Genomic DNA, 24622 nt, shown 5'->3' with positions numbered 1-24622 from the left:
GGGGAACCCCGGGGGGATTGGGGAGAACAGGGGGCAGTCCGACAGCCGCTATTCGAGGTAGATGTCCAGGTCCTTCCACAGTTGCTGGGTGCGGCGGATGGCGTCCCGGCTGCGCTCCGGCTGAGCCGCCTGCATCCCGGCCAGCAGGCCGTAGACCACCGAGGTGGCCGCGGTGACGGACTGGAAGAAGGAGATGCCTTCCGACGGCACGATCAGCAGGTGGTCGGCCACGGTGGTGGCCAGCCGGCCGCGGCGCATGTCCGTGATGGCCACCACCGCGGCACCGGCCTCAGCGGCGGCCTCCGCGGCGGCGATGACCTGCTTCATGGACCGCCACATGTTGACGACCACGAGGACGTCGCCGGGGCCGAGGCTGTTGACGGCGCTGGCCAGATGCACCCCGGCCCGGTTCTCCAGGGAGATCGGGTAGCCCATGGTGGAGCCGAGGTGGGCCATGACACTGGCCGGACCGGCGAAGGACCCGACACCGATCACCAGGATCGACGTGGCCCCGGCCAGGGTGGCGATGGCGGCCTCCGCCTCGGCGGCGGTGTTGTTGTCCATGGTCTGGCGCAGATTGTCGATGTCGTGCGTGAGGGCGTCGTGCAGCGGGCTCCGGTGCTCACCGTGCTCGGCGAGCGTCTCCTCGGTGGAGATCAGCACCAGGTAGCGTGCGCGCAGCTCGCGCTGGAGGTCCGGCCAGCCCCGGTACCCCAGTGTCTGGGCGGCCCGCACCACGGTGGAGTTGTTGACGTCGGCCCGCTGGGCGATCTCGGCGATGTCCGCGTAGGAGGCCAGCTGCGGATTGCGGACGATCACGTCCACCACGCGGGACTGCGCCTTGGACAGGCGTACGCGGGGCAGGGCGTCGCCCAGCCACTGAGTGTCGGCATTGTCGAGGATCTCGTTGTCCGGTGCTCCAGGCACGCCCCGTGCTCCCAGGTGTGAGTCAGCGGATCTGCAAGTGCGATTGCCGCAATCTACATTGCAATTTCGATTGCAGGAAGACCCGCTTCGCCAGTCCTTCGGACGGTGAGGCCGCGCAACGAGCACATGCATCGCCAACTGCCGACTGTTGACAGTCGCCGTCTCCGGGGGCGAATATCGCCAGAGCTTCGGCACCACGCCCGCCAACGGTCTCCGACGCGCTCACGGAAAAGCCCACTCAGCAGTCGCCGCCGCTGAAGATGGCGATGGTGACACCCACGGCGATCTCGATGAGGAGCTCGACATGACCGAACAGGGCATTCCGCTCATCGATCCGCACTTTCACCTGTGGGACCTGGAGGAGAACTACTACCCGTGGCTGAGCGACGAGGTCGCGCCGGCGGCGTGGGGGACCTACGAGGATCTGCTGCGCAACTACCTTCTGGACGACTACCTCGCCGACGCCACGGGACAGAACCTCGTCAAGGCGGTGCACCTGGACGTCGGCTGGGACCCGCGCGACCCGGTCGGTGAGACGCGGTGGCTCCAGTCGATCGCGGACCGGCGCGGCTTCCCGCACGGCATCGTCGGCTACGCCGACCTCGCCGCCCCCGACGTGGAGGCCATCCTGGACGGACACGCGCGATACGCGAACTTCCGTGGCATCCGGCAGTCGATGAACTACCACCCGGACCCGGCGAAGACCTACCTGAGCGCACCGGAAGTGAGCCGGACCCCGCAGTGGCGGCGTGGGTTCCGTGCCCTGGCCGCCCGGAGCCTGTCCTTCGACCTCCAGCTGTACTACCCGCAGATGGGCGAGTTCTTCGAACTCGCCACCGAGTTCCCCGACGTCCAGATCATCCTCAACCACACCGGGATGCAGGTCGACGGCCCGGACCACTTCGACGCCTGGCGCGAGGGGATGCGGGTGATCGCGCAGGCGCCGAACGTGGCCTGCAAGATCTCCGGTCTCGGTATGGGTGACCACGACTGGACCGTCACATCGATCCGCCCGTACGTCGAGTCCGCCCTGGAGAGCTTCGGAGTGGGCCGGTGCATGTTCGCGTCGAACTTCCCGGTGGACAAGCTGTTCTCCGACTACGGCACGATCTTCGCAGCGTTCCGGGAGATCACGCGGGGCTACTCGCGCGATGAGCGCATGGCGCTCTTCCACGACAACGCCGCGCGCTATTACCGGCTTTGACAACCGGCACCGGCACCGGCACCGGCACAGGCGTCCGGCCGGCGGTGCGCGGGCTTCGCGGGACGGGATTCCGCCTACGGCTCCGGAGTCAACCCCCGAACGACTTCGAACCGCACCGCTAGGCTTCCGGCGTGAACGACACCACGCACGGCATACGGATCAGACGCGGCAGCCTGGCCGACGCACCGGCGGTTCTGGACATGCTCGACTCGGCGGTGGCCTGGATGAACGAGCGCGGCAACACCGAGCAGTGGGGCACGACACCGTACTCACAGAAGCCCGGCGGAGTGGCGCGGGTCGAGCGGTACATGACCGAGAACACCCCGTACCTCGCGGAGCTGGCGGGAACATCGGTCGGGGCCCTGGTGCTGGACTCCGGGCCCAGCCCGCACATGCCGATCGCGCCGGCCGGAGAACCCGAGCGGTACGTCCGGCTGCTGGTCTCCGACCGGCGGCACGCCGGTCTGGGCATCGGGGCGGCGCTGCTGGCCCATGCCGCCGAGGAGACCCGGCGGGCCGGCGTGGACCTGTTGCGGGTCGACTGCTGGGCGGGCGGCGGGGGCGAACTGGTGGCGTTCTACGAGCGCAACGGCTTCATCCGCACCGAGGGTTTCCGCTCCGGGACCTGGCCGGGCCAGGTGCTGGCCCGGCGGGTCGGCTGACGGCGGGTGGCATCGTGTCCGGCCTACGCGGCGGGACCGCCCGGCCGGGCCGCCTCCTCGGTGGGGAGCGCGAGGGCACGGTTGACCAGGAGCCTCAGCCGCGACCCCGGGTCGTGGAGGCGGCCCGCGAGGATGTCGTCCTCGGTGAACCGCGCCAGGTAGATGGCACGGTCGCCGAAGCGGTCGTGGTCGTAGACGACATGGATGGTGCCGTCGTCGCCCACCGCCGCGTCCGGATAGGACACATCGTCGCGTTCGTCCAGCAGCAGCCGGTGCGGCCAGGTCCTTCCGTCGTCGTCGCTGAGCAGGGCGGTGAGGTGGCTGCGGCCCTTCCACGCCTTGACGTTGCCCTGTTGTTCGATGTCCGCGCGGTCGCTGCGCTCTGCGAAGCCGTAGTGGTTGATGAGCAGCAGCCGTCCGGACGTCAGCCGTCGGATGTGGAAGCGGGAGCACGGTCCGTCGATGTGGCTACGGCGCCCGGGTGACCAGGTCCGGCCGCCGTCCGTGGAGAAGCTCTCGCCGATGCCGTCGAAGCAGCGGACCAGCATCCACAGCGTGCCGTCGCGGCGTTCGACGATCATGTGCTCATCGAAGCTGCGGTTGGGGACGTCCGCGCTGCCCCGCAGCTCGAACGTGGTGCCCTGGTCGGTGGACGCGTACACGTTGGAGAACATCTCCGCCTCCAGCCCGTGCCGCTCGGTCGGCGGGTGGCAGGCCCAGATCGCCGCCGGAACGAGCCATTCCCCGGTGGCGGTGACGGTCGGTTTGTTCATCATCAGGCCGTTGGCGATGCGTCGTGGCGCGCTCCAAGTGGGCTCGTCGGCATCGGGGTTCGCGCTGGTGGAGACCCAGACGCCGACCCGTCCGTCGAAGAAGTCGCGGCTCTGGTTCCAGGTCAGCCACAGGCGGCCGAGGGGGTCGAGCCACAGGCAGGGATCGTAGACGCGTACCTCGGGGTCGTCGTGTTCGACGACGTACCGGGGCCCGTCCCAGGTGTCGCCGTTGTCGTCGCTCGTGGTGACCACGACGAAGTTGCCGCCTGTCTCGGTGTCCATCCCGGAGTACCAGTTGGCGTACAGCCGCCCGCCGGGGGTGCGTTCGACGGACGGGATGCCCTGCCAGGTGCGGAAGGCGTCCTGATAACGAGCCTGCCGCGGACGCACGAGGATGCGGGGTGCGGTCAGCGTGCCCTGGTGCACGGTGGGGTCCTCTCTTCTTCTGTCGTATGTCGCTCTGTGTCGCGGTGTGTCGCGGTGTGCAGCTGTGAGCCGTGGCGCTGTGCCGGGTGCCGGGTGCCGGGTTCGCCGGGTCAGGCGCGGAGCGCCGGGGTGTCACGGTGGGACACGGCCCAGTCGCGGTACTCGGCCACCTGGCGCCGCAGATCACGCGGGCGCCAGCCGAGGAGGTCGGCCGCCCGGTGGATCGCGTAGGTCCCGTTCTTCCCGGTGCGCGGCAGCGGGTCCATGTCGACGGCCTCCGCACCGGTGCCGGTGACCACCGTCGTGCCGAACAGGTCCACCAGTTCCGGCACCGGGGTGAGGGACCCGGAGGCCAGGTTGAGGACGGCGGCCCCGGGGCCGGTTCCGGCGCACAGGCGGTCGAGGGCGTCGGCGACGTCCACCGCGCTGATCCAGTCCCCGGCGGCCCGCAGGGTGCGCGGGGTGACCGTGAGCGGCCGGCCGGCGGCGGCCGCGCGGGCCAGGTGGTACGGCAGGGACATGGCGGTCCGGGAGGACGTCGGGCGCTCCATGGGGCCGAACACCTTGGTGAAGCGCACGATCGGCACGGCGAGTCCGTAGAGGTCGGCGAAGCGCCGGGCCACCAGCTCGCTGCTCACCTTGCTGACGCCGTACATCTCGTCCGGTACCAGCGGGGTGTCCTCGTCCTGCGGGTCCTCCCGGCCCGGGGTGCCCGCGCCGTAGACGGCCGCGCTGCTGATGTGGACGACGCGCTGGACGGACGGGGTGCGCCGGGCCGCGTCGAGTACGGCGGAGGTGCCCATGACGTTGACGTCCAGGAAGCGGCCGGGGTCCTCCCGCTCCCACCGCGGCACGTGCGTGACCGTCGCGCCGTGGACCACCGCCCGCGGCCGGTACCCCGTCAGCAGTTCGGTGACGGTGGAGGCGTCGCGCACGTCGCAGCGCCGGAACTCGACGCGGGCGGCGACATCCGCCAGGTAGGCCCTCAGGTCCTCGTCCGGTTCGGTGATGTCGAGGGCGAGCACCTCGGCGTCCGGGTGGTGCCGCAGGTGGTGGCGGATGAAGACGCTCATGACGAATCCACCGGCGCCGGTCACCGCGATGCGCGTACTCATGGCGTTGTGACCCTTCCGGTCCGTGTGTTCTGTCCGGTCCATGCGTTCTTCCTGGTCCGCGTGTTCCTTCCGGTCCACGTGTTCTTTCCGGTCCGAGCCGTCGGCGGGGTCGGCCCGTGCCGGGTCACTGGTCACCCCCGGCCAGGGCGGTCACCGCTTCGTCCACGGTCAGCAGTCCGGGGTGGCCCAGCCGCGCGCCGAGCACGGTCACCTGTGGCGGGCGGATGTTGGTGGACTCCAGCACCTCGGGCCTGGCGAAGACCTGCCGTGGCGGTCCGTCGGCGAGGACCCGGCCCTCCCGCATGGCGACGATGCGGGTGGCGTACTCGGCCACGAGCGCCATGTCGTGCGAGACGGCCACCACGGTGCGGCCCGAAGCGTGGTACTGGGCGAGGTAGTCCAGGATCAGCCGGGCCTCGTGACGGTCCTGCCCGGTCGTCGGCTCGTCGACGATGGCCACCTGCGGGCCCATCACCAGCGTCGCCGCGATGGCCAATCGCTGTCGCTCGCCGCGGCTCATGTGCACGGGGTTGGTCTCCTCGCGGCCCGGCAGGCCGACCGCGGCGAGCGTCTCGGCGACCCGCTCGGCCAGCAGGCCGGCGGGGATGCCGATGTTGCGCGGGCCGTACTCCAGTTCCTCCCGGCAGGTGTCGTGGAAGATCTGCCGATCGGGGTTCTGGAAGACGTATCCGACGACCGGCGCGATGCGGTGCAGCGGCCGGTCACGGGTGCTGAAGGTGTCACTCTCCGACTCCCGCACCAGCACCGCGCCGTCCTTGTTGGTCGGTCGCAACAGCCCGTTGAGGTGCTTGGCCAGGGTCGTCTTGCCCGAGCCGTTCTTTCCGATGATCGCGACGAACTCGCCCTGCTCGATGCTCAGGGAGACGCCCGCGAGGGCGCGTACGCCTCCCGCGTAGACGTGCTCGACGTTCCGCACGTCCACGGCGACGCCGGGTTCCATGGTCACTCCTCCTTCCCGGTCACGGCGCTCGCGGCGCCGGCGGCCGGCCGCCACGCGGCCACCGCGTCGTCGACGGTCAGCGGCAGCTGGGCCGGGGACCAGCGGCCGAGGTCGCGCAGGCGCAGCGCCACCTCCAGCACCTGGGGCCGGTAGGGCGCGTGCTCGCCGGTGAAGACCTCCCGCGGGGTGCCCAGTGCGGTCACCCGGCCCTGGTCGAGGACCATCAGACGGTCGGCGTACTGGGCGAGCTCCTCGACCTTGTGCTCCACCACGACGACGGTGACGCCCTCCCGGGCCAGCACCCGCACGGCCTGGAGCACGCTTTCGGTGCCCGCCGGGTCGAGTTCCGAGGTCGGCTCGTCCAGCAGCATGACCTGCGGGCCGAGGCAGTACGTCGCGGCGACGACGGTGCGTTGCTTCTCACCGCCGGACAGGGCGTGGGTGAAGCGGTCCAGCAGCCGCTCCACGCCGAACAGTCCGGCGGACCGCGCCAGCCTGCGGTGGATCTCCGCCACGGGTGTGCCGCGGTTCTCCATGCCCCAGGCGAGTTCCTCCCGGACGGTGGTGTTGACCAACTGGACCTCGGGGTCCTGGAGGACGAGTCCGACGTCGGCCACCACCTCGGCCAGTGAGCCGCGTTCGGCCACGGAGTGTCCGAGCACCTCGACCGTGCCACGGTGGGCGCTGTCGTGCTCGTAGTGCGGAATGACCCCGGCCAGGCACTTGAGCAGCGTCGACTTGCCCGCCCCGGTGGGGCCCAGGATGCCGAGTACCTCCCCTCTGGCCACGTCGAAGGAGACCTCGTCCAGGGCGCGCCGGTCGGCGCCCCGGTAGCGCAGGCTCAGGTCGTTCACCCGGATGACGGTGTCGGTCATGGATCAGCCCTCCGACGACAGCAGGGGGAAGGCGCCGGCGCCCGCCGCGATGAGCAGGGCGGCGACGGCGAACGCGCCGCCCATCAGGGCCATGTCCGCGCCGCGCAGCCGCAGTGTGCGCACGAAGGTGCGCCGGCCCGGCAGGCCGTAACCCCGCAGCTCCATGGAGAGGGCGATCTCACCGCTGCGTTTCAGGGAGCCGACCAGCATCGGGAAGAGCATCCGCACGATCGCCCGGCAGCGCCGTACCGGGCTGCGCGACGCCGCTTCGCCCGATCCGCGCACCGCCATGGCCGTGAGCAGGGTCCGGGCCTCGTCCTGGAGCAGCGGCAGGAAGCGGAAGGCGAAGCTGGTGAGATAGGCGAACTTGTAGGGGACGCCGACCTTGTTCAGGGCCAGGGAGATGTCCGCGGGGCTGGTGGAGACGGAGAAGCCGTAGAAGCAGATGCCCATGGCCAGCAGCCGCAGACCGATCCCCAGCGCGAGCAGGACGCCCGGCTCGGACAGGGTGAGGCCGGCCACGGTCAGCAGCGCGGGCCCCGCCTGGAGCAGGCCCTGGAGCAGCACCAGTACGGCGATGAGCGGGACGACCACCGCCACGCCGCGCCCGTAGGCGCGTACCGACATCCCGCCGAGCAGATACAGCCCGGCCACCACCGCCAGCAGCAGCACCGCGAGCACATCCAGCCGGGTGGTGGTCAGGGCGGTGACCAGCACGGCCAGCACCGTGACGATCTTCGCGCGGGGATCCGCTCGGTGCAGAAACGTATCTCCTGGACGGTAGAGCATGGTGCCGCTCATCGGCCGGCTCCCCGGTACGGGGTGGACTCAGACGGCCATGGCATTGAGGTCCTCCTTCCGCTCGGTCGTGATCAGGCCGGTCTTGAGCAGGCGGCGCATGATGACGAAGGTGATGAGACTGCCCGCCAGATAACACGGCTGGATGACCAGGACCTGGAAGCCGATGAAGTCCCAGGGCATATGCATGATGATCCGGTTGCCGATGCCGAAGAACACGGCGTCCAGCAGGCCGCCGATCTGGCCGATCACCAGCACGTGCCACAGCCGCAGACCGCGCGAGCCGGACTTCACCAGCCACACCAGCAGCGCCACCGGCACCGTGTGCGCGGCGTTGGTGACGAACAGGAACGGCGCCATCGGCTGGGAGGCGGTCAGGTTGGAGATGATGGGGTTGATCCAGGCCGTGATCAGAGCGCCGGTCAGACCGTAGAAGGCCGCGGCCGGCACCCAGATGGCACACACCACGATGGCCGAGACGACAGCGATGGTGCCGCCGGTGAGCGCCAGGTCGATCCGCTCGGTGATCTGCAGGATCACGGCCATGATCAGGCCCAGGAAGACACAGGTGATGATGGAGCGGGTGTCACGGGGGAAGAGCCGGAACTGCCAGTTGGGCAAGGCTGCCCATCTTCCTTCACGCATAGTGGTCTCCACAGGTGGGACGGGCCCCTCGGGCCCGGGGGACGCTGCTGGGGATGTCGCTGGTGGATCGGGCGGTGCGGACGGTAGGGAAACGGACCGGCCGCGAACGGACTGGCCGCGAGAGGACCGGCCGTGTGAGTGATGACGCCGGGGCGGAGCGCACCGGGCACGCGCGGGGCACGTGTCCGGGGGCGAGCCGGGCGCACGTGAGGTGTGGCGGGCACGCGCCGGGGGGTGGCGGGCACACGCGGGGGTGGCGACCATGCGCCGGGGGCGGGCGATGTCCGCCCGGAGAGCCGGGAGCGTCCGGCCGCGGAAGAGCGCATCCGGCCGCGGATGGGCTCAGAGGTTGCGGATGAGCTCAGACGAGGGCGTCCGCGGACACGGCCGCGTCGCGCAGGCCGGGCAGATGGGCCTCGGCGGGCTGCACCCGGCGCCAGTGCCGGGCGATGTCGACGCGCCGCGTGACCCAGACGTCGTCGGCCGCGGCCACCTCGTCGAGAAAGCGCGCCAGGTCCGCGGCCCTGCCGGGACGGCCGACGATCCGGGTGTGCAGCCCGACGCTCATCATCTTCGGGCAGTGGTCCGCCTCGGCCCGCAGCAGGTCCAGGGCGCGCAGCAGATACCGGGAGAAGCTCTCGGACTGGAATCCGTAGGTGTTCAGGTACCGGCCGTCGTTGTTGTCGAGGGTGTACGGGACGACCAGTTGCGCCCGGTCCCCCACCGGTACCCAGTAGGGCAGGTCGTCGGCGAAGGAGTCGGAGTCGTAGAGGAAGCCGCCCTCGTCCGCAACGAGCCGACGGGTGTGCGGGCTCATCCGGCCCGTGTACCAGCCCCGGGGACGCTCGCCCGTGACCCGCGTGTGCAGTTCGACGGCGCGGCGCACATGGCGCTCTTCCTCCTCCCGTGGCATTTCCGCGTAGTTGATCCAGCGCAGTCCATGGCAGGCGATCTCCCACCGCGCTTCCCGCATGGCCGCCACGGCTTCGGGGTTCTTCTCCAGTGCCTCGGCGATGCCGAAGACGGTGACCGGCAGCCCGCGTTCGGTGAACATCCGGTGCAGGCGCCAGAAGCCGGCGCGACTGCCGTACTCGTACTGTGACTCGACGTTGAGGTTGCGGAGGTTGGGCAGTTCACGGGTCGGCTCTTCGGTCAGGAAGGCTTCGGAGCACCGGTCTCCGTGCAGGATGGAACGCTCGCCTCCCTCCTCGTAGTTGATGACGAACTGCAGGGCCACCCGTGCCCCGTCCGGCCACTGCGGACTGGGCGGAAGGGGGCCGTATCCCTTGAGGTCGCGTGGGTACATGGGACTTCTCTCCTGGTCGTGCTCGATGGTGCGCGGTGCGCGGTGCGTGGTGTCCGGTGCCGCGGTGTCCGGTGCGCGGTCCGGGGCCGGGCGAAGGGACGGCGCGCCGGGGGCACCGCGGCGTACGCCGCTAGGCGGGCCGCAGCGACTCCTGGGTGTCCATCCAGCTCAGCAGGCGCTGGAAAAGGGGGTCGTTGTCCGCGGGAAGATACCTTTCGACCTCCTCGGACATGCGGAGCAGATGGTCGTTCATGGTCCGCTCGGCGGTGAGCGCGTCGCCCGCCGCGATGGCGTCGAGGATGCGTTCGTGCTCGCCGACGGACTTGGTCTCGGTGTGGTGGTTGCCCATGATGATGTCGAGCAGGGTCTCCACCCGGTTGTAGCGCGGGCCGAGGACCACATCGGCCATGGCCCGGAGCGGCCGGTTGCGCGAGAGCCGGATGATGCGGCGGTGGAAGTCGAGTCCGGGCGTCTGCGGCACTTCCCCCTTGCTGATGCAGAGGGCGTGCCGGCGGGTGAGGTCCCTGAGGTCCGTCAGGTCCTTCTCACCGGCGTGTTCGGCGGCCTCGCGCACGATCTCGCGTTCCACGGTGCGCCGCGCGTGCAGCAGATCCAGCAAGTCCTTCGCGGCCCGTACGTCGACGGCCTGCTGGAGCCTGGCGCTTGTGGCGGCGACTCCGTGCAGTTCCGCGACCCGGCGGCGGCCTTCCTCGGTGATGACCCTGCCCTTGGCCCCGGCCGTGGCCACCAGGCCCTCGCTGTCGAGGTCGCGCAGCAAGCGGCTGGCGGACGACTCGCTGATGGAGATGCCCGCCGAGGCCAGGGCGGCTTTCGCCTGACGCGCGCCGAGCGGCTGCCCGGCTTCGGCCAGCGCCTCCAACAGGACAAACGAGGCGTCCTCGCGGCGGTGCGGCACGGGTCCTCCTTCGTGTTCTCAAGGCGACGTCAGGTCCGACGGCCGACAGAACCGGTTGGGTCCATCAAAAGTGACAGACCCCTGAAGACTTTGTCCAGAGGTGTGCGCGCACTCGCCGTCATCGGTTACGGGGATTTCACCGAGCCGGCTCATCGGCAACAAGCTGGTGATTTGGGTGGTGCCGCCGCCTGAGTGGGTCCGCTGCGCGGGTTACCGGCGAATGAGCTCCGATGCCGAAGTGGTCGCAGGGTCAGTCAGACCTGACGTACCTTTGGCGCGCAGCACTCACGAGACCCGGTCGTCATGGTTCGGGTAGGGCGGCAGGGAACAACTGGCGGCCCAGGCGCTGCGGATGTCCGGCAGCCGGCTGGGCGAGGCACTGCGGGAGGTCATCGCCGGGGCTCCGGACCCGGCGAGCGCGGTCCCGGACGCCGGTCAGGCGGTCGTCCGGCAGATCGCGCGGACGCGACCGTGCACGTCTACGCCGAGGAACTGCGCGCGGCCGAGCAGCCCCGCACAGCAGCCGACCGCGGGCGGTACCGGGCGGCCCATTTCGCGCACCGTCCGAAGTGGGCACGCCATTCCCTGGTGCAGACCGAGGAACGGGCGCGGCCGCACCACCAGCGGCGGCTGCGTGAACTGGCCCGCGACCACGGCGGCCAGGTCCAGGTCTTCTCCGCGCACGGCGCCGCCGAATACCACCACCACCGCATCGCCACCCCGCCCGTGGCCAGGGCCGGTCCGGTCAGACCGTGGCGGGCTCCAGGCGGACGATGACGCTCTTGGAGGTGGGTGTGTTGCTGATGTCGGCGACGCTGTCCAGCGGCACGAGGACGTTGGTCTCGGGGTAGTAGGCGGCCGCCGAGCCACGGCTGGTGGGGTAGGCGACGACGCGGAAGTCCTGGGCCCTGCGCTCGACTCCGTCGGACCATACGCCGACCAGGTCCACCCTGCTCGCGTCCGCGATGCCGAGGTCGGCGAGGTCGGCGGGGTTGACGAGGACGACGCGGCGGCCGCCCTTGATGCCGCGGTAGCGGTCGTCCATGGCGTAGGGGATGGTGTTCCACTGGTCGTGCGAGCGCAGGGTCTGGAGGACCAGGTGTCCCTTCGGGGCCTGAAGGACGGTGACGTCGTTGGTGGTGAACACGGCCTTTCCGCTGGGTGTGCGGAAGACCCTGCTGTTGACCGGGTTGGGCAGCCGGAATCCGCCGGGACGCCGCACCCGCGCGTTGAAGTCCTCGAAGCCCGGGACGACCCGGGAGATGCGGTCGCGGATGGTGTCGTAGTCGCTCTCGAAGGTTTCCCAGGGGATGTCCGGTTGTGCGCCGAGGACCTTGCGGGCCAGCCTGCTGATGATGGACACCTCGCTCAGCAGGTGTTCGGAGGCGGGCGCCAGACGGCCGCGGGTGGCGTGGATCTCGCTCATGGAGTCCTCGACCGTCATGAACTGTTCTCCGCCGGCCTGGACGTCGCGGTCGCTGCGGCCGAGGGTGGGCAGGATCAGGGCGGTCCGGCCGCACACCGCGTGGGAGCGGTTGAGCTTGGTCGAGATGTGCACGGTCAGCCGGCAGTTGCGCATGGCCCGTTCGGTGGCGTCGCTGTCGGGAGTGGCCCGTACGAAGTTGCCGGCGACACCGACGAAGACCTTGGCCCGGCCGTCCCGCATGGCGCGGATGGCGTCCACCGAGTCCACGCCGTGTGCCGAGGGCGGCTTGAAGCCGAACTCGGCCTCCAGCGCGTCGAGGAACGGCTGGGGCATGCGCTCCCAGATGCCCATGGTGCGGTCGCCCTGGACGTTGCTGTGGCCGCGGACCGGGCAGACCCCGGCTCCCGGGCGCCCGATGTTGCCGCGCAGCAGCAGGAAGTTCACCACTTCCCTGATCGTGGGCACTCCGTGCTTGTGCTGGGTCAGGCCCATGGCCCAGCAGACGATGACGCTGCGGCTCTTCAGCACTCGGGCGTGCACCTGCTCGATCTCTTCCCGGCTCAGGCCGGTGGCCCGCTCCACCTGCGGCCAGGTGATCTGCCGCGCGTGGTCGGCGAAGGCGGCGAAGCCGGTGGTGTGCGCCGCGATGAACTCACCGTCCAGGACGGTTCCGGGCGCCTCGTCCTCGGCCTCCAGAAGCAGCCGGTTCAGCATCTGGAACAGCGCCAGGTCGCCGCCGGGCCGGATCTGAAGGAACTGATCGGCGATGTCCGTCCCCCGGCCGATGACCCCGCGCACCTTCTGCGGGTGCTTGAACCGCAGCAGTCCGGCCTCCGGCAGCGGATTGACGGCGATGACCTGGCCGCCGCGGCGCTTCGTCTCCTCCAGGGCCGACAGCATCCGCGGGTGGTTGGTGCCGGGGTTCTGGCCGACCACGAAGACCAGATCGGCGTCGTAGATGTCGTCCAGGCTCACGCTGCCCTTGCCGATGCCCAGGGTTTCGTTCAGCGCCGAGCCACTGGACTCGTGGCACATGTTGGAGCAGTCCGGGAGGTTGTTCGTGCCGAACGCGCGCGCCAGCAGCTGCAGCAGGAAAGCCGGCTCGTTGGCCAGCCGGCCGGAGGTGTAGAACAGCGCCTCGTCCGGATGGTCCAGTCCGCGCAGTTCGGTGGCGAGCAGGTCCAGCGCCTCGTCCCAGCCGATCGGTTCGTAGTGCCGCGCTCCCTCGCGCAGCACCATCGGCTCGGTCAGCCGGCCCTGCTGGTTCAGCCAGTAGTCCGACCTCCCGTTCAGCTCATCGACCGGGTGGCGCTCGAAGAACTCCCTGGTCACCCTCCGGGAGGTGGCCTCGTCGCTGATGTGCTTGGCGCCGTTCTCGCAGTATTCGTTGCGGTGCCGGTGGCCCGGCGCGGGCTCGGGCCAGGCGCAGCCGGGACAGTCGAAGCCACGCGCCTGGTTGATGTTCAGCAGCGTGAGGGCGGTGCGCTTCGGCGAGGTCTGGCCCAAGGCGTAGGTGAGTGCGTGCGCGACGGCGGGAGCACCGGTGGCCCAGGTCTTGGGCGCCGATACCGTCACGTCCTCGGCCGGCTCTTCGATGTCCCGCATCGCCCGTCGGTCCTTTCTCCGAATTCCCTGCGCAAGCAGGCTCCTCTCCGAAGAAGGCCAGGTCAAAGCGGCATCTTTGATCGCGTGATAGGCGAGGCCGATCACGCCCCGTCGCGGCCGGGCCCGCCGGGCCGCTCCGCCGGGTCCGCGAGATCATGGGAGAGTGCTGCTTCGCCAACTCGAATACCTGGTCGCCCTCGCCCGTGCCCGCCACTTCGCCAGGGCGGCCCAGGCGTGTTTCGTCTCCCAGCCCGCGCTGTCGGAGGGGATCCGGAAGCTCGAGGACGAACTCGGGGTGCCCCTGGTCCGTCGGGAGCGCAAGTTCGAGGGGCTCACTCCGGAGGGCGAGCGCGTCGTCGTATGGGCGCAGCGGATCCTGGCCGACCGGGACGCGATGCGTGACGACATCCAGGCGCTGCGGTCGGGTGTGACGGGCCGGCTGCGCATCGGCACGGTCCCCACCGCCTCGACGGCCGTGTCGGTGCTGACGCAGCCGTTCTGCGTGGCCAATCCGCTGGCGACCGTGCTGGTGTACACGGATCTGCGGGCCGAGGACATCCTCCGCCGGTTGCAGACCTATGAGCTGGACGCAGCCCTCACCTACCGCCCGCCGTCGGCGGACGCGGACTTCAAGTTCGTGCCGCTGTACCGGGAGCGCTATGTGTTCCTGACCACCCGGCCCGTCGATGTGCACCCGGCCGGCATCGAGTGGGAGGAAGCGGCCGGGTACCCGCTGTGCCTGCTGCACCCCATGATGCAGGGCCGCCAGGTCCTCGACGCGGTCTTCGCCGAACTGGGCACCAAGGTGGCTCCGCGCGTGGAGACCGACTCCATCGCCTCCCTCTTCGCACACGTCCGGACGGGCCAGTGGGCGAGCATCGTGTCGCATGCCTGGCTGCACGTCTTCGGCATCCCCGCCGGTATGCGGGTCATCCCGCTGGCGGGGCCCTCGCGTACGGCCGCCGTCGGCCTGCTGCTCCCTCCCCGGGAGCCGGTCTCCGTCCTGGGACAGGCTCTTCTGGACGTCGTCGGCCGGGTGTCCGTCGCGGATGTCCTGGAGTCCCTGCCGGAGAGTTCCTGAAGTCAAGAGTTGGCGTGCGCGGAGGCCCGCACCCCGCGCATGCGTCCAACTCTGAAGTGGATCGAGCGATGGTTCGGTGCTGTCGCGGCGGAGCGAAGGGCTTGTGTTCACGTTGTGAACGCAGCATGACTCTTGACCGGCAAGGGCACGGTCCAAGACAGTCGTTCTGTGTGAGCGCTCTCAAGACCCCGCGGCGCTCGCTCTGTTCCACTGTGCCGAGTTTCCGTGGCCCGCGCTTCTCACCCCACGCCAGGCGCGGGTCACGGGTCTCGCACACCCGTGACCGACGTTCCTACGGAATGGAAGCAACCCCCCACATGTACCGCATCACTTCCTCACGTTCGGCGGCGGAGGGCAAACCCCGCCGCCGACGACGCGTTGTGGCCTTCGTGGCCGCCCTGTCGCTGCCGCTGACCGGGCTGCTGGCTCTCACCGCGTCCTCCAGCGCGGCCGCGGACGAGTCCGCCGCGGCCGAGTGGACCACCGTCTTCCACGACGACTTCGACGGTGCGGCGGGCACCGGTCTGAACAAGGACGACTGGCTGTACGACATCGGCACCGGCTATCCGGGCGGGGCCGCGAACTGGGGCACCGGCGAGGTCGAGACGGTCACCGACTCGACCGACAACGTCTACCAGGACGGTGAGGGTCACATGGTGATCAAGCCGATCCGCGACGCCTCCGGGAAGTGGACCTCCGGCCGCGTGGAGACCCAGCGCACCGACTTCGAGGCGCCGGCCGGCGGGCAGCTGGAGATCAGCGCTTCCCTCAAGCAGCCCAACCCGGAGAAGCCGCTGGGCGTCTGGCCCGCCTTCTGGGCCATGGGCGCCGACGCCCGCCCCACCGGAGCCACCAACTGGCCGGGCATCGGCGAGCTGGACATCATGGAGGACGTCAACGGGCTGAGCAAGCACTCGCACACCTTCCACTGCGACGAGTGGGCCGGCGAGTGCAACGACCCGGACGGGATCAGCAGTGACCTGCTGCCGTGCGACACCTGCCAGACCGAGTACCACACGTACTCGGTGATCGTGGATCGCACCGACACCTCCGCCGAGCAACTGCGCTTCTACCGCGACGGCAACGAGACCTTCACGGTGCATCAGAACCAGGTGTCCGCCGACACCTGGACGAAGGCGGTGGACCACGGGTTCTTCGCCATCTTCAATGTCGCGATCGGCGGCTCCTACCCGAACAAGGTCTGCGGCTGCACCTCTCCCGCGCAGGACACCACCTCCGGTGCGGGGATGAGCGTGGACTGGTTCTCGGTCAAGGTGAGCCAGTAGCGGCGACGCGTCATGCCCCCATGGCGCCGGTCTCCACGATCCGCTCGGGATCGTGGAGACCGGCGTGTGCGGCCCGCGGCCGCCGAGGCGGGGACGCCCGGCGTCAGCCCTCGTAACTCCGGATGGCGGCGACCTTCTCCGCTGAAGGGGAGGTCTCGTCGAAGGTGTGCGCGAGCCAGTCGTCGACGAGCGCACGGGCGAGTTCCAGGCCGATGACGCGCTGGCCGAAGCAGAGCACCTGGGCGTTGTTGCTGAGGACCGAGCGGCGCACCGAATAGCTGTCGTGGGCGGTGACCGCGCGGATGCCGGGGACCTTGTTGGCGCTGATGGCCACCCCCAGGCCGGTGCCGCACACCAGGAGGGCGCGGTCGGCGGCGCCTTCGGCGACGCGGCGGGCCGCTTCCACGGCCACATGCGGATAGGCGGTGTGCTCGTCGCTGCCCACCCCGACGTCGATGACCTCGGCGACCCTCGGGTCGGCCGCCAGATCCCGCTTGAGGACTTCCTTGTAGTCGTAGCCGGCGTCGTCGCAGCCGACGACGATCCGGAAGGCGTTCGTGGTGGTCATACCGGGTCGTTTCCTATCATCGCGCCGAGGGTGGCCACCGCGGTCAGTACCGCGGCGAGTGAGGTGGCTCCGGGGTCGGGGGTGCCCACGCTGCGGTCGGCGAGCGGGCGGGCGCGGCCGAGGCGGGGGCGCAGGCCGGCCGTGTTCTCGGCGGCGGCGCGGGCTTCGGCGGCCGCGGACGCGTACGCCTCGGCCACCGGGGCCCCGGTCCGCAGCCGTTCGGCGAACGCCGTGGCGAACGGGGCGAGCGCGTCGACCAGGGTCTTGTCGCCCACTTCGGCTCCGCCCAGCGAGGTGACGGCGGTGAGCGCCTCCTCGGCGGCGGACGCCAGCTCCGTGCGTTCCGGCGCCCGGTCGGCGGGCAGGACGGCGCCGACGGCGCGCAGCGCGGCCCCCCACAGCGCGCCCGAGGTGCCCCCGGCCTCCGCGGCCCAGGCGTCGCCGGCGGCGGCCAGCACCGCCGCCGGGGCGAGCCGGTCGGCATGCGCCTTCTCGGCGGCCGCCAGGGCCGCGTCGACGCCCTTGCACATGCCACGGCCGTGATCGCCGTCGCCCGCCACCGCGTCCAGCCGGCCCAGGGCCTCCGCGTCCCGGTGCAGCACGTCGCGTGCGGCGCGCAGTGCGCTCACGGCCAGCTCCGCCACCTCGACCGCCGCGCCGGACGCCGTGGCGGCGGACCGGTCCGGGCGGCGCCGGGCCGCGGCGGGCCGTGCGGCGGCGTCCACCGGGGGTTCCGACAGGGGCGTCCGGGAGAAGGCCGGGGTGTCGGCCGGGGCCAGCCACAGGCGTTCCAGCTCGTCGTCCAGCCAGCTCAGGGTCAGGGAGCAGCCGGCCATGTCGAGGCTGGTGACGAGTTCGCCGACCTCGGGGCGTACGGGGGTGAGCCCCGCCTCGTCCAGCAGCCGGGCCACGGCGCCCCACAGCACGTACAGCTCCTCGTACTTGGTGGCGCCCAGGCCGTTGAGGACGACGGCGACCCGCCCGTCACCGTCCGTGCCGTCGGGCCGGTCCGCCAGCAGCCCCGTCACCAGGGCGCGGGCCAGGTCCTCCGCGGTGCCCAGGGTGTCCTCGCTGACCCCCGGTTCGCCGTGGATGCCGAGGCCGAGGCCCAGGCGGCCCTCGGGGACGGTGAACAGGGGCGCGTCGGCGCCCGGCAGGGTGCAGCCGTCGAAGGCCACGCCGAGGGTGCGGGTACGGGCGTTGGTGTGCTCGGCGACGCGGACGACCTCGTCCAGGCAGGCGCCTTCCTCGGCCGCCGCCGAGGCGGTCTTGAAGACGACGAAGCCGCCCGCGATGCCCCGGCGCCGCGCGGTCTGGTCGGCGGGGGCGGAGGCGATGTCGTCGGTGACGGCGAAGCAGCGGGCGGGGATCCCGTCGCCCTCCAACTGCCGTGCCGCGAGGCCGAAGTTGATCACGTCCCCGGCGTAGTTGCCGAAGAGGAAGAGGACACCGCCGCCCGCCTCCGCCGCCTCGGCCACCGAGCGGGCATGGGCGGCCGACGGGGAGGTGAAGACGTTGCCGATGACCGAGCCGTCGGCGAAGCCGGGGCCGACGACACCGCAGAAGGCGGGATAGTGGCCGGAGCCGCCGCCGGTGAGGACGGCCACCTTCCCGGCGCGGGTGGGGCGGGCGCGCACCACTCCGCCGGGCACGGCCCGTACGTGCTCGGGATGGGCGGCGGCGAATCCCGTGATCATGTCGTCGGTGAAGCGGGCGGGGTCGTTGAAGAGCCTGGTCATCGGGTGCTCCAGCCTTCGCGTGCGGTGTCGAGGGCACGGCGGTAGGCGGCGTAGCCCTCGGCGTAGTGGTCGATCAGCCCCCGCTCGGCGGTGACGGTGCGGAGGCGGGCGCGCCAGGCGTCGGCGTCGACCGGCGTGCCCAGGGAGCTCCAGGCGACGTGGGCGGCGCCGCGGATGCCCACGGCGTCGTCGCAGACCTCCAGGCTGCCCCCGAGGACGCCGGCGAAGATGCGCGCCCACTCCCCGGAGCGCGCGCCGCCGCCGCACGCGGTGACGGTGCCGGAGAAGCCGAGGGTGTCCATGCAGTGCCGGGCCGAGTAGGCGACGGCCTCGCACAGGGCCCGTACCAGGTCGGCGCGGCCGGCCAGCGGGGACAGGCCGTCGAACCGGCCACGGGCCCGCGGGTCGACGAACGGGGCCCGTTCGCCACTGGTGGACAGGAACGGCAGCGCGGTGACGCCCGAGGCGCCGGGCGGGGACTGGACGAGCAGCGCGTCCAGCGCCTCGATCTTCACGTCGAGGAGTTTCAGCAGCCAGTCCAGGCCCGCGGTGCCGATCATGGCGGGCATGACCCGCAGGTACCGGTTCTCGTACGGGGTCGCCAGCACCATCCCGGCCGGGTCGTCGGTGGCGGCCGGACGCGGCTCGCTGTCCAGGACCTGGGCGGCGAGGGTGGTGCCGATGATGAGGTTGCCCTCGCCCGGTTCGGCGATCCCCGAGCCGAAGGCGCAGGCCGGTATGTCGAACGGGCCGGCGGAGACCGGCAGTCCCGCGGGCAGGCCCAGCCGTCGGGCGGCGTCGGGCAGCAGCCGGTGCAGGGTGCCGGGCGGCGCGGGGTCCGGCAGCAGCCGGCGGTGGGCGGACAGTCCGCACAGCTCGAGCGCGGTCTCGTCGTACGTACGGGTGGCGACGTCGAGGAACGGCTGCGAGGCGTCGGAGGCGTCGACGGTCACGGCGCCGGTCAGCCGCTGCACGACGGCGTCCACGCAGTATCCGGCGACGTGGGCCGCCGCCAGCCGCTCCGGCTCGTGTTCGGCCAGATGGGCCAGCAGGGGGGCCGCCGAGCCGGGGAACAGGCCGACGCCGGTACGCCGGTGCAGGGTGCGCAGGGTGCCGTCGGCGGTCCACCGGTCGAGCCGGTCCGCGGCCCGGCCGTCCATCCAGGACAGGGCGCGGCCGACGGGGGCGCCGCCCGCGTCGCGCAGCCACAGGCCGTCGCCCTGCCCGGTCAGGGCCAGCGCCTCGACCGGTTCGTCGCCCAGCTGCGCGGTGTCGGACAGGGCCGCCCGTACGACGGTCTCCACGGTGCCCACGACCTCGTCCAGGTCCTGTTCGACGCGGTGTCCGGGCAGGGTGTAGACGGTGCTGCGGGCCTCGTGCACCGGGGTGGTCCGGCCGTCGCGGGAGATCAGCTGCGCCTTGGTGACCGAGGTACCGATGTCGACCCCGACGATCATGGCCGGCCCCCGGTCAGCACCTCCGGATTGGCCACGTGCCGCAGCGGTTCGCCGCGCAGGAAGCGGGCGGCCTCGGCAGCGGTGATCAGGGCGGCCCGGTCGGCGGTCTGCCGGGTGGCGCCGGCCAGATGGGGCGTGGTGATCACGTTGGGGGCCTTGTGCAGCGGCCAGTCGGCCGGGGGCGGCTCGATGTCGTAGACGTCGAGGGCGAGCGCGCCCAGCCGGCCGGACTCCAGCAGACCGGGCAGCGGGGCGTAGTCGAGCAGTTCCCCGCGGGCCGAGTTGACGAGGACGGCGCCCTCGGGCAGCAGCGCGAGGTTGTCGGCGTTGATCAGATGCCGTGTCTCGGGGGTGACCCGGGCGTGCAGGCTCACCACCGAGCTGCGCCGCAGCAGGTCCTCCAGGGCGGTGAGCTCGACACCGTCGGCCTGGGCCCGTGCCGGGTCGGCGTACGGATCGGCCACCAGGACGTGTGAGCCGAAGGCGCGCAGCACCCGGGCGACGATCGCGCCGATGGCGCCGTAGCCGACGAGGCCGACGGTGGCGCCGTCGAGTTCCAGCCCGGCGTTCTCGTAGGCGTAGTAGTCGCCGCGCCAGACGCCGTCCTTCAGGGCCGCGTCGGAGAAGGTGATGCGGCGCATGGCGGCGAGGATCAGGCCGATGGCGAATTCGGCCGCGGCGGCGGCGTTGCGGCCCGGCGTGAAGGTGACGGGTATCCCGGCGGCGGTGGCGGCGGCCAGGTCCACGTTGACCGGGCCGCCGCGGGCCACGCCGATGAACTTCAGCTGGGGTGACTCCCGGATGACCCGGGAGGTGAACGGGGCCATCTGGGTGAGCGCGACACTGGCGTCCCCGAGCGCCTCCAGCAGCTGCTCCTCGGTGCCGCTGGCCTCCTTGACCCCGCCGTTGCCCTGCGCGTCGGCCCCCACCGGCCCGAAGGGCTCGTTCGGCCAGCGGGTGCGCATCGTGCGGAAGCTCAGCCCGGCGGAGGGCAGGCTCTCGCTCAGGGCGGCGGAGAACAGTTCAGGGGCGATGAAGTCGTCGCCGGATACCAGGACCGTTGTCATGTCGGTCACTCCCCTCGGGTCTGGAGCCTGCTGAGCAGGAAGTCGCGTACGGCATGATGGTCCGGAGAGCGGAAGGAGGCGGCCGCGAGGGCGTCCTCGGCGGGTGGGTACTGCGGATTGGGGATGGCCACGACGGTCATTCCGGCGGCCGCGGCGGCGCGCAGTCCGTTGCTGGAGTCCTCCACCGCCAGGCAGCGCTCCGGGGCCACGCCGAGCGCGCGTGCGGCGGCCAGATAGACGTCCGGGCTCGGCTTTCCGCGCTCCACTTCGGCGCTGGAGACGGTCGCCTTGAAGTGGTGGTCGACACCATGATGGACGAGGACGGCGTCGATGACCCGGCGCGGTGCGGAGGAGGCGAGCGCGACGGGTGCGAGTTCGGCGGCGGCGGTGATCATCTCGCGGGCGCCGGGCAGCAGGCCGATGCGGCCGTCCGCGAGCGCCTGGACCATACCGTCGACGACGACCCGTTCGGTGTCCTCGGCCGGGTCACCCGCCCCACAGAACCGGGTGAGGTAGGCGGCCCACTCGGGGGCGCTCATGCCCTGGACGTCGCGGGTCTGGTCGGGGCCCCATGCGCGGCCGCGTGCCGCGGCGTACGCGGCCCACAGCTCCTCCCACAGGTGCTCGCTCTCCACCAGTACGCCGTCCATGTCGAAGACCACTGCGTCGGCCATGCGTACCCCTGATCTCCTCGCTGATGAACTCTGGCTGGCCGGAGCACCGGGCGGTGTCCGTGACAGTGAAATTAACAGTCGCTTCGTGAGTTGTCACTGGTTCTCTGTGAGAAATTGACACGGCAGGATGGAGACATGACTACTCTCCCGTCCTCGCGCGGTGCGCGGCAGCAGCGGCACCAACTGATCGTCGACCACGTTCTGGCCCGGGGGGACGCCACCGTGGCCGAACTGGCCGAGCTGACCGACGTCAGCGTGATGACCGTCCACCGGGACATCGCCGAGCTGGCGGACCGCGGCATCCTGCGCAAATACCACGGTGGCGTCTCCGCGCAGCCCTCGATGGTCTTCGAGTCCAGCTCGGACTTCCGGCTGCACGCGCACACCGACGAGAAGCGGGCGCTGGCCCGCGCCGCCCTGCCGTTCCTCGCGCCGGGGATGTCGGTGATGCTGGACGACTCGACCTCGGCACTGGCCCTGGCGCGGCTGTTGCCCGACGTGGGGCCGCTGACCGTGGTGACCAACTACCGCCTGATCGCGGAGGAGCTCAGAGGGGTCGAGGGCATCCGGCTGATCTGCGTGGGCGGCGAGTACTCGCGCACCCACGACTCGTGGATCGGCCTGCCGGCGATGGACATGATCAGCGGCATCTCGGTCGATGTGAGCGTGCTGTCCACCTCCGCGATGACCGCGGGCATGACCTTCCACCAGGAACAGGAGATCGTCAGCATCAAGCGGGCGACCCGGCAGGCGGGCGCGAAGAGCGTGCTGCTCATGGACCACAGCAAGGTGGGCCGTCGCGCCCTGCACCGGCTGGAGAGCGTGGACTCCTTCGACCACGTCCTGCTGACCGGCCCGGTGGACGAGGAGCTGGTGCGGGAGATGCGCGAGCTGACCGATGTCCGGGTCATCGAGACCGAGCAGGCCGGCGGGGCGGAGTAGGTCATCGGGACGGAGCCGTCCGGAGACACCGGGACAGCTGGAGGAGTTAGCACCGGATCTCGTTATTTTTACCAAGCCCCTTGATATTTCTCTCGGCTCGCTTGAGTATCTGCGGTCGTACTACGTCATCACCTCAGAGTGGAGGTAGCGATGCCGAAACCCTTGATCCTGGGCTATGTGGGCGTGCTGCTGTTCATGATCGGCGATGGAGTCGAATCCGGCTTCATCGCCCCGTACATGGCCGACCACGGGGCGTCAACGGACGTCAGAGCCGGTTATGTCATCACGGTGTACGGCATCGCCGTCATGCTGGCGTCCTGGTTCTCCGGAGCCCTCTGCCAGGTGTGGGGGCCACGCCGGGTGATGTGGACGGGCCTGGCCATCTGGGCCGTCTTCGACGCCGCCTATCTGCTCTTCGCGCTGGGCACCGAGAACTACCCGATGATGCTGCTCTTCTACGGCATCCGGGGCTTCGGCTACCCGCTCTTCGCGTTCGGCTTCCTGGTGTGGATCACCAACACGGCACCGAAGGCCCGGCTGGGCACCGCGGTGGGATGGTTCTACTTCGCCTTCACCGGCGGCCTGCCCACCCTCGGCTCGCTGTGGTCGAGCCTGACGATCCCCTGGTTCGGCCGCCTGGGCACGCTGTGGTCCGCACTCGTCCTCATCCTCATCGGCGGTGCCATCGCCCTGGTCGGCGCCCGCAGGAGGCCCGGCGGTGACCGGATGGCGCCGCCGGAGGTCACCACCGGCGAGAGCCTGCTCAACTCCGTGTCCATCATCTGGACCCATCCGCGCGTCCTGGTGGGCTGCCTGGTCCGGATCATCAACACGGCTCCGGAGTTCGGCATGCTGGTGTACCTGCCGCGGATCTTCTCCGACGACGTCGGCTTCGGCGAGGACAAGTGGCTCCAGCTGCTGGCGATCATCTACGGCACGAACATCTTCTTCAACCTCATCTTCGGCGTCCTGTCCGACCGCATCGGCTGGCGCACGACCATCGCGGGCTTCGGCGCGCTGGGCTGCGCGATCAGCGTCACGACGCTGTACTTCGTGCCGACCTGGCTCGGTGCGGACTACTACTGGGTCGCGGTGCTCGCGGGCATGTTCTACGGCGCGACCCTCGCGGGCTTCGTCCCCATCTCGGCGCTCATCCCCTCGATGGCGCCCGAGAACAAGGGCGGTTCGATGGCCCTGCTCAACCTGGGAGCGGGCGGCGCGGCCTTCGTCGGCCCGGCGATCGCCAGCCTCTTCTTCCCCCTCGTCGGGGCCGGCGGAGTCACCCTGATCTTCCTCGCCCTCTACCTGGTCGCCTTCGTGCTGACCCTGACGCTGAAGCTGCCCGAGGAGCGGGAGGGCGAGCGGCCGGCCCCGGACCCGGCGGGCGGCCAGGAGTCCCGGACCGGCGCCGCTTCGACCGCCACGTCCGCCTGACGGAGCCGGCGGGTCCGGTCGCTCCTGGCGACCGGACATCGCGGCGACCGGACATCGCGGCGAGCGGCGGACCGGCCGCCGCGCGACCGCGAGCCGGATCAGGTGGCGGGAGATACGTCCACCGCGCGACCGCGAGCCGGATCAGGTGGCGGGGGGTTCGTCCGCCGCGGCGGCCGCGAACCGGCCCAGGAGCCGGCCCAGCTGTTCCGGATCCGCGGCGGACAACGCCGGGAACAGCCCGCTGGGCCGCAGGGCGAGGACGCCCATCAGAGCCGCCACCAGCGTCTCGGCCTGCGTCTCCGGGTCGGCGGCGCCCTGGGCGGTCAGCTGCGCGGTGAGCGGTCCGATCAGCCGTCCCCGTATGTCCTCGGCGGCGGCCACCCGTGCGGCGTGGTCGGAACCGGGCTGGAGGAGCGTCTGCACCAGCGGACCGGGGGCCTGCCTCCGGTCGACGCGGCGGATCGCCTCGGTGGTGAACGACGCGAAGTCCGCCGCCGGCTCGGCGGCGACCTGGCGGCCGTCCTCGTCGACGGCGGCGCGGTGCAGCGCGGCCTTGCTGCCGAAGTACCGGGCGATCAACGAGCCGTCCACACCGGCCCGCTGGCCGATGTCCCGCAGGGTGACCCGCTCATAGCCATGTCGTCCGAACAGCTCACGGGCCGCGTCCAGGAGCGCGGCCCGGGTCGCTTCCGAGTCGCGCTTCCGGCTCCGGCTCGTCCCGGTGTCAGCGTGCAT

At 71.1% G+C, this 24622-nt stretch carries 23 protein-coding genes; 7 read left to right on the top strand and 16 right to left on the bottom strand.

Annotated elements, in window-relative coordinates:
* Nucleotides 1-48 precede the first annotated feature (48 nt).
* Nucleotides 49-927: a MurR/RpiR family transcriptional regulator gene (locus N6H00_RS37305; protein WP_268976307.1), complete on the bottom strand. Its 879-nt coding sequence runs from the start codon at nt 925-927 to the stop codon at nt 49-51.
* 304 nt (nt 928-1231) lie between these two features.
* Here N6H00_RS37305 and N6H00_RS37300 point away from each other — a divergent pair, with 304 nt between their 5' ends.
* Entirely contained in the window at nt 1232-2131 is a 900-nt protein-coding gene (locus N6H00_RS37300; RefSeq protein ID WP_268976306.1) for an amidohydrolase family protein, read from the top strand.
* 131 nt (nt 2132-2262) lie between these two features.
* Nucleotides 2263-2793, top strand: coding sequence for a GNAT family N-acetyltransferase (locus N6H00_RS37295; protein ID WP_268976305.1), 531 nt, complete (start codon nt 2263-2265; stop codon nt 2791-2793).
* 23 nt (nt 2794-2816) lie between these two features.
* On the opposite strand, the gene N6H00_RS37290 is transcribed toward N6H00_RS37295, so the two are convergent.
* From N6H00_RS37290 to N6H00_RS37255, 8 genes are all read right to left on the bottom strand, one after another.
* The gene (locus N6H00_RS37290; protein ID WP_268976304.1) at nt 2817-3992 is read right to left on the bottom strand and encodes a sialidase family protein; all 1176 of its coding nucleotides are present in this window, start codon (nt 3990-3992) and stop codon (nt 2817-2819) included.
* A gap of 110 nt (nt 3993-4102) precedes the next feature.
* Nucleotides 4103-5107, bottom strand: coding sequence for an NAD-dependent epimerase/dehydratase family protein (locus N6H00_RS37285; protein WP_268976303.1), 1005 nt, complete (start codon nt 5105-5107; stop codon nt 4103-4105).
* Nucleotides 5108-5231: 124 nt separating this feature from the next.
* The gene (locus tag N6H00_RS37280; protein ID WP_268976302.1) at nt 5232-6068 is read right to left on the bottom strand and encodes an energy-coupling factor ABC transporter ATP-binding protein; all 837 of its coding nucleotides are present in this window, start codon (nt 6066-6068) and stop codon (nt 5232-5234) included.
* Nucleotides 6069-6070: 2 nt separating this feature from the next.
* Nucleotides 6071-6943 carry an energy-coupling factor ABC transporter ATP-binding protein gene (locus N6H00_RS37275; RefSeq protein WP_268976301.1) on the bottom strand — a complete coding sequence of 291 codons (873 nt, stop codon included), beginning with the start codon at nt 6941-6943 and terminating at the stop codon, nt 6071-6073.
* A 3-nt stretch (nt 6944-6946) separates the two neighbouring features.
* The gene (locus N6H00_RS37270; RefSeq protein ID WP_268976300.1) at nt 6947-7744 is read right to left on the bottom strand and encodes an energy-coupling factor transporter transmembrane component T family protein; all 798 of its coding nucleotides are present in this window, start codon (nt 7742-7744) and stop codon (nt 6947-6949) included.
* Between the two features lie 27 nt (nt 7745-7771).
* On the bottom strand, nt 7772-8362 hold the full coding sequence (locus N6H00_RS37265; protein WP_268976299.1) for a hypothetical protein: 591 nt from the start codon (nt 8360-8362) through the stop codon (nt 7772-7774).
* Between the two features lie 385 nt (nt 8363-8747).
* On the bottom strand, nt 8748-9692 hold the full coding sequence (gene puuE / locus N6H00_RS37260) for an allantoinase PuuE (RefSeq protein ID WP_268976298.1): 945 nt from the start codon (nt 9690-9692) through the stop codon (nt 8748-8750).
* A gap of 130 nt (nt 9693-9822) precedes the next feature.
* Entirely contained in the window at nt 9823-10608 is a 786-nt protein-coding gene (locus tag N6H00_RS37255; RefSeq protein ID WP_268976297.1) for an FCD domain-containing protein, read from the bottom strand.
* Nucleotides 10609-11079: 471 nt separating this feature from the next.
* Here N6H00_RS37255 and N6H00_RS37250 point away from each other — a divergent pair, with 471 nt between their 5' ends.
* Nucleotides 11080-11385, top strand: coding sequence for a hypothetical protein (locus N6H00_RS37250; protein ID WP_268976296.1), 306 nt, complete (start codon nt 11080-11082; stop codon nt 11383-11385).
* Here the strand turns inward: N6H00_RS37250 and N6H00_RS37245 are convergent.
* Nucleotides 11354-13639, bottom strand: a complete 2286-nt coding sequence (locus N6H00_RS37245) for an FdhF/YdeP family oxidoreductase (protein ID WP_268976295.1) — start codon at nt 13637-13639, stop codon at nt 11354-11356. The two genes, N6H00_RS37250 and N6H00_RS37245, sit on opposite strands and share 32 nt — an antisense overlap.
* Before the next feature lie 163 nt (nt 13640-13802).
* Here N6H00_RS37245 and N6H00_RS37240 point away from each other — a divergent pair, with 163 nt between their 5' ends.
* Both N6H00_RS37240 and N6H00_RS37235 read left to right on the top strand, forming a co-directional pair.
* Nucleotides 13803-14720: a LysR family transcriptional regulator gene (locus tag N6H00_RS37240; RefSeq protein WP_268976294.1), complete on the top strand. Its 918-nt coding sequence runs from the start codon at nt 13803-13805 to the stop codon at nt 14718-14720.
* Between the two features lie 317 nt (nt 14721-15037).
* On the top strand, nt 15038-16006 hold the full coding sequence (locus N6H00_RS37235) for a glycoside hydrolase family 16 protein (protein WP_268976293.1): 969 nt from the start codon (nt 15038-15040) through the stop codon (nt 16004-16006).
* 103 nt (nt 16007-16109) lie between these two features.
* On the opposite strand, the gene N6H00_RS37230 is transcribed toward N6H00_RS37235, so the two are convergent.
* The 5 genes from N6H00_RS37230 to N6H00_RS37210 are packed head-to-tail and all read right to left on the bottom strand — an operon-like array spanning nt 16110 to nt 21511.
* Entirely contained in the window at nt 16110-16574 is a 465-nt protein-coding gene (locus N6H00_RS37230) for a ribose-5-phosphate isomerase (RefSeq protein WP_268976292.1), read from the bottom strand.
* On the bottom strand, nt 16571-18313 hold the full coding sequence (locus tag N6H00_RS37225; RefSeq protein WP_268976291.1) for a dihydroxyacetone kinase family protein: 1743 nt from the start codon (nt 18311-18313) through the stop codon (nt 16571-16573). The genes N6H00_RS37230 and N6H00_RS37225 overlap by 4 nt, the downstream gene beginning before the upstream one ends.
* On the bottom strand, nt 18310-19770 hold the full coding sequence (locus N6H00_RS37220) for an FGGY-family carbohydrate kinase (RefSeq protein ID WP_268976290.1): 1461 nt from the start codon (nt 19768-19770) through the stop codon (nt 18310-18312). The genes N6H00_RS37225 and N6H00_RS37220 overlap by 4 nt, the downstream gene beginning before the upstream one ends.
* The gene (locus N6H00_RS37215; RefSeq protein ID WP_268976289.1) at nt 19767-20837 is read right to left on the bottom strand and encodes a 2-hydroxyacid dehydrogenase; all 1071 of its coding nucleotides are present in this window, start codon (nt 20835-20837) and stop codon (nt 19767-19769) included. The genes N6H00_RS37220 and N6H00_RS37215 overlap by 4 nt, the downstream gene beginning before the upstream one ends.
* 5 nt (nt 20838-20842) lie before the next feature.
* Nucleotides 20843-21511 (bottom strand): HAD family hydrolase, encoded by a 669-nt coding sequence (locus tag N6H00_RS37210; RefSeq protein WP_268976288.1) that lies wholly within the window; start codon nt 21509-21511, stop codon nt 20843-20845.
* Nucleotides 21512-21646: 135 nt separating this feature from the next.
* Between N6H00_RS37210 and N6H00_RS37205 the strand changes: the two genes are divergently transcribed.
* Together N6H00_RS37205 and N6H00_RS37200 are read left to right on the top strand one after the other, a co-directional pair.
* The gene (locus N6H00_RS37205; protein ID WP_268976287.1) at nt 21647-22453 is read left to right on the top strand and encodes a DeoR/GlpR family DNA-binding transcription regulator; all 807 of its coding nucleotides are present in this window, start codon (nt 21647-21649) and stop codon (nt 22451-22453) included.
* Between the two features lie 150 nt (nt 22454-22603).
* Entirely contained in the window at nt 22604-23887 is a 1284-nt protein-coding gene (locus N6H00_RS37200; RefSeq protein ID WP_268976286.1) for an MFS transporter, read from the top strand.
* Between the two features lie 141 nt (nt 23888-24028).
* Here the strand turns inward: N6H00_RS37200 and N6H00_RS37195 are convergent, their stop codons facing one another.
* A complete protein-coding gene (locus N6H00_RS37195) occupies nt 24029-24622 on the bottom strand; it encodes a TetR/AcrR family transcriptional regulator (RefSeq protein ID WP_268976285.1) in 594 nt (197 codons plus the stop codon).

It is taken from the genome of Streptomyces sp. S465, assembly GCF_026898115.1.
GTDB lineage: Bacteria > Actinomycetota > Actinomycetes > Streptomycetales > Streptomycetaceae > Streptomyces > Streptomyces luomodiensis.
This window is presented reverse-complemented; position numbering and strand designations above follow the sequence as displayed.

Coding starts and splice junctions, on each gene's coding strand:
- N6H00_RS37220 (WP_268976290.1), bottom strand. CDS start 19,770: ATGATCGTCGGGGTCGACATCGGTACCTCGGTCACCAAGGCGCAGCTG.
- N6H00_RS37285 (WP_268976303.1), bottom strand. CDS start 5,107: ATGAGTACGCGCATCGCGGTGACCGGCGCCGGTGGATTCGTCATGAGC.
- N6H00_RS37205 (WP_268976287.1), top strand. CDS start 21,647: ATGACTACTCTCCCGTCCTCGCGCGGTGCGCGGCAGCAGCGGCACCAA.
- N6H00_RS37280 (WP_268976302.1), bottom strand. CDS start 6,068: ATGGAACCCGGCGTCGCCGTGGACGTGCGGAACGTCGAGCACGTCTAC.
- N6H00_RS37195 (WP_268976285.1), bottom strand. CDS start 24,622: ATGCACGCTGACACCGGGACGAGCCGGAGCCGGAAGCGCGACTCGGAA.
- N6H00_RS37225 (WP_268976291.1), bottom strand. CDS start 18,313: ATGACCAGGCTCTTCAACGACCCCGCCCGCTTCACCGACGACATGATC.
- N6H00_RS37275 (WP_268976301.1), bottom strand. CDS start 6,943: ATGACCGACACCGTCATCCGGGTGAACGACCTGAGCCTGCGCTACCGG.
- N6H00_RS37270 (WP_268976300.1), bottom strand. CDS start 7,744: ATGAGCGGCACCATGCTCTACCGTCCAGGAGATACGTTTCTGCACCGA.
- puuE (WP_268976298.1), bottom strand. CDS start 9,692: ATGTACCCACGCGACCTCAAGGGATACGGCCCCCTTCCGCCCAGTCCG.
- N6H00_RS37300 (WP_268976306.1), top strand. CDS start 1,232: ATGACCGAACAGGGCATTCCGCTCATCGATCCGCACTTTCACCTGTGG.
- N6H00_RS37210 (WP_268976288.1), bottom strand. CDS start 21,511: ATGGCCGACGCAGTGGTCTTCGACATGGACGGCGTACTGGTGGAGAGC.
- N6H00_RS37235 (WP_268976293.1), top strand. CDS start 15,038: ATGTACCGCATCACTTCCTCACGTTCGGCGGCGGAGGGCAAACCCCGC.
- N6H00_RS37230 (WP_268976292.1), bottom strand. CDS start 16,574: ATGACCACCACGAACGCCTTCCGGATCGTCGTCGGCTGCGACGACGCC.
- N6H00_RS37245 (WP_268976295.1), bottom strand. CDS start 13,639: ATGCGGGACATCGAAGAGCCGGCCGAGGACGTGACGGTATCGGCGCCC.
- N6H00_RS37215 (WP_268976289.1), bottom strand. CDS start 20,837: ATGACAACGGTCCTGGTATCCGGCGACGACTTCATCGCCCCTGAACTG.
- N6H00_RS37200 (WP_268976286.1), top strand. CDS start 22,604: ATGCCGAAACCCTTGATCCTGGGCTATGTGGGCGTGCTGCTGTTCATG.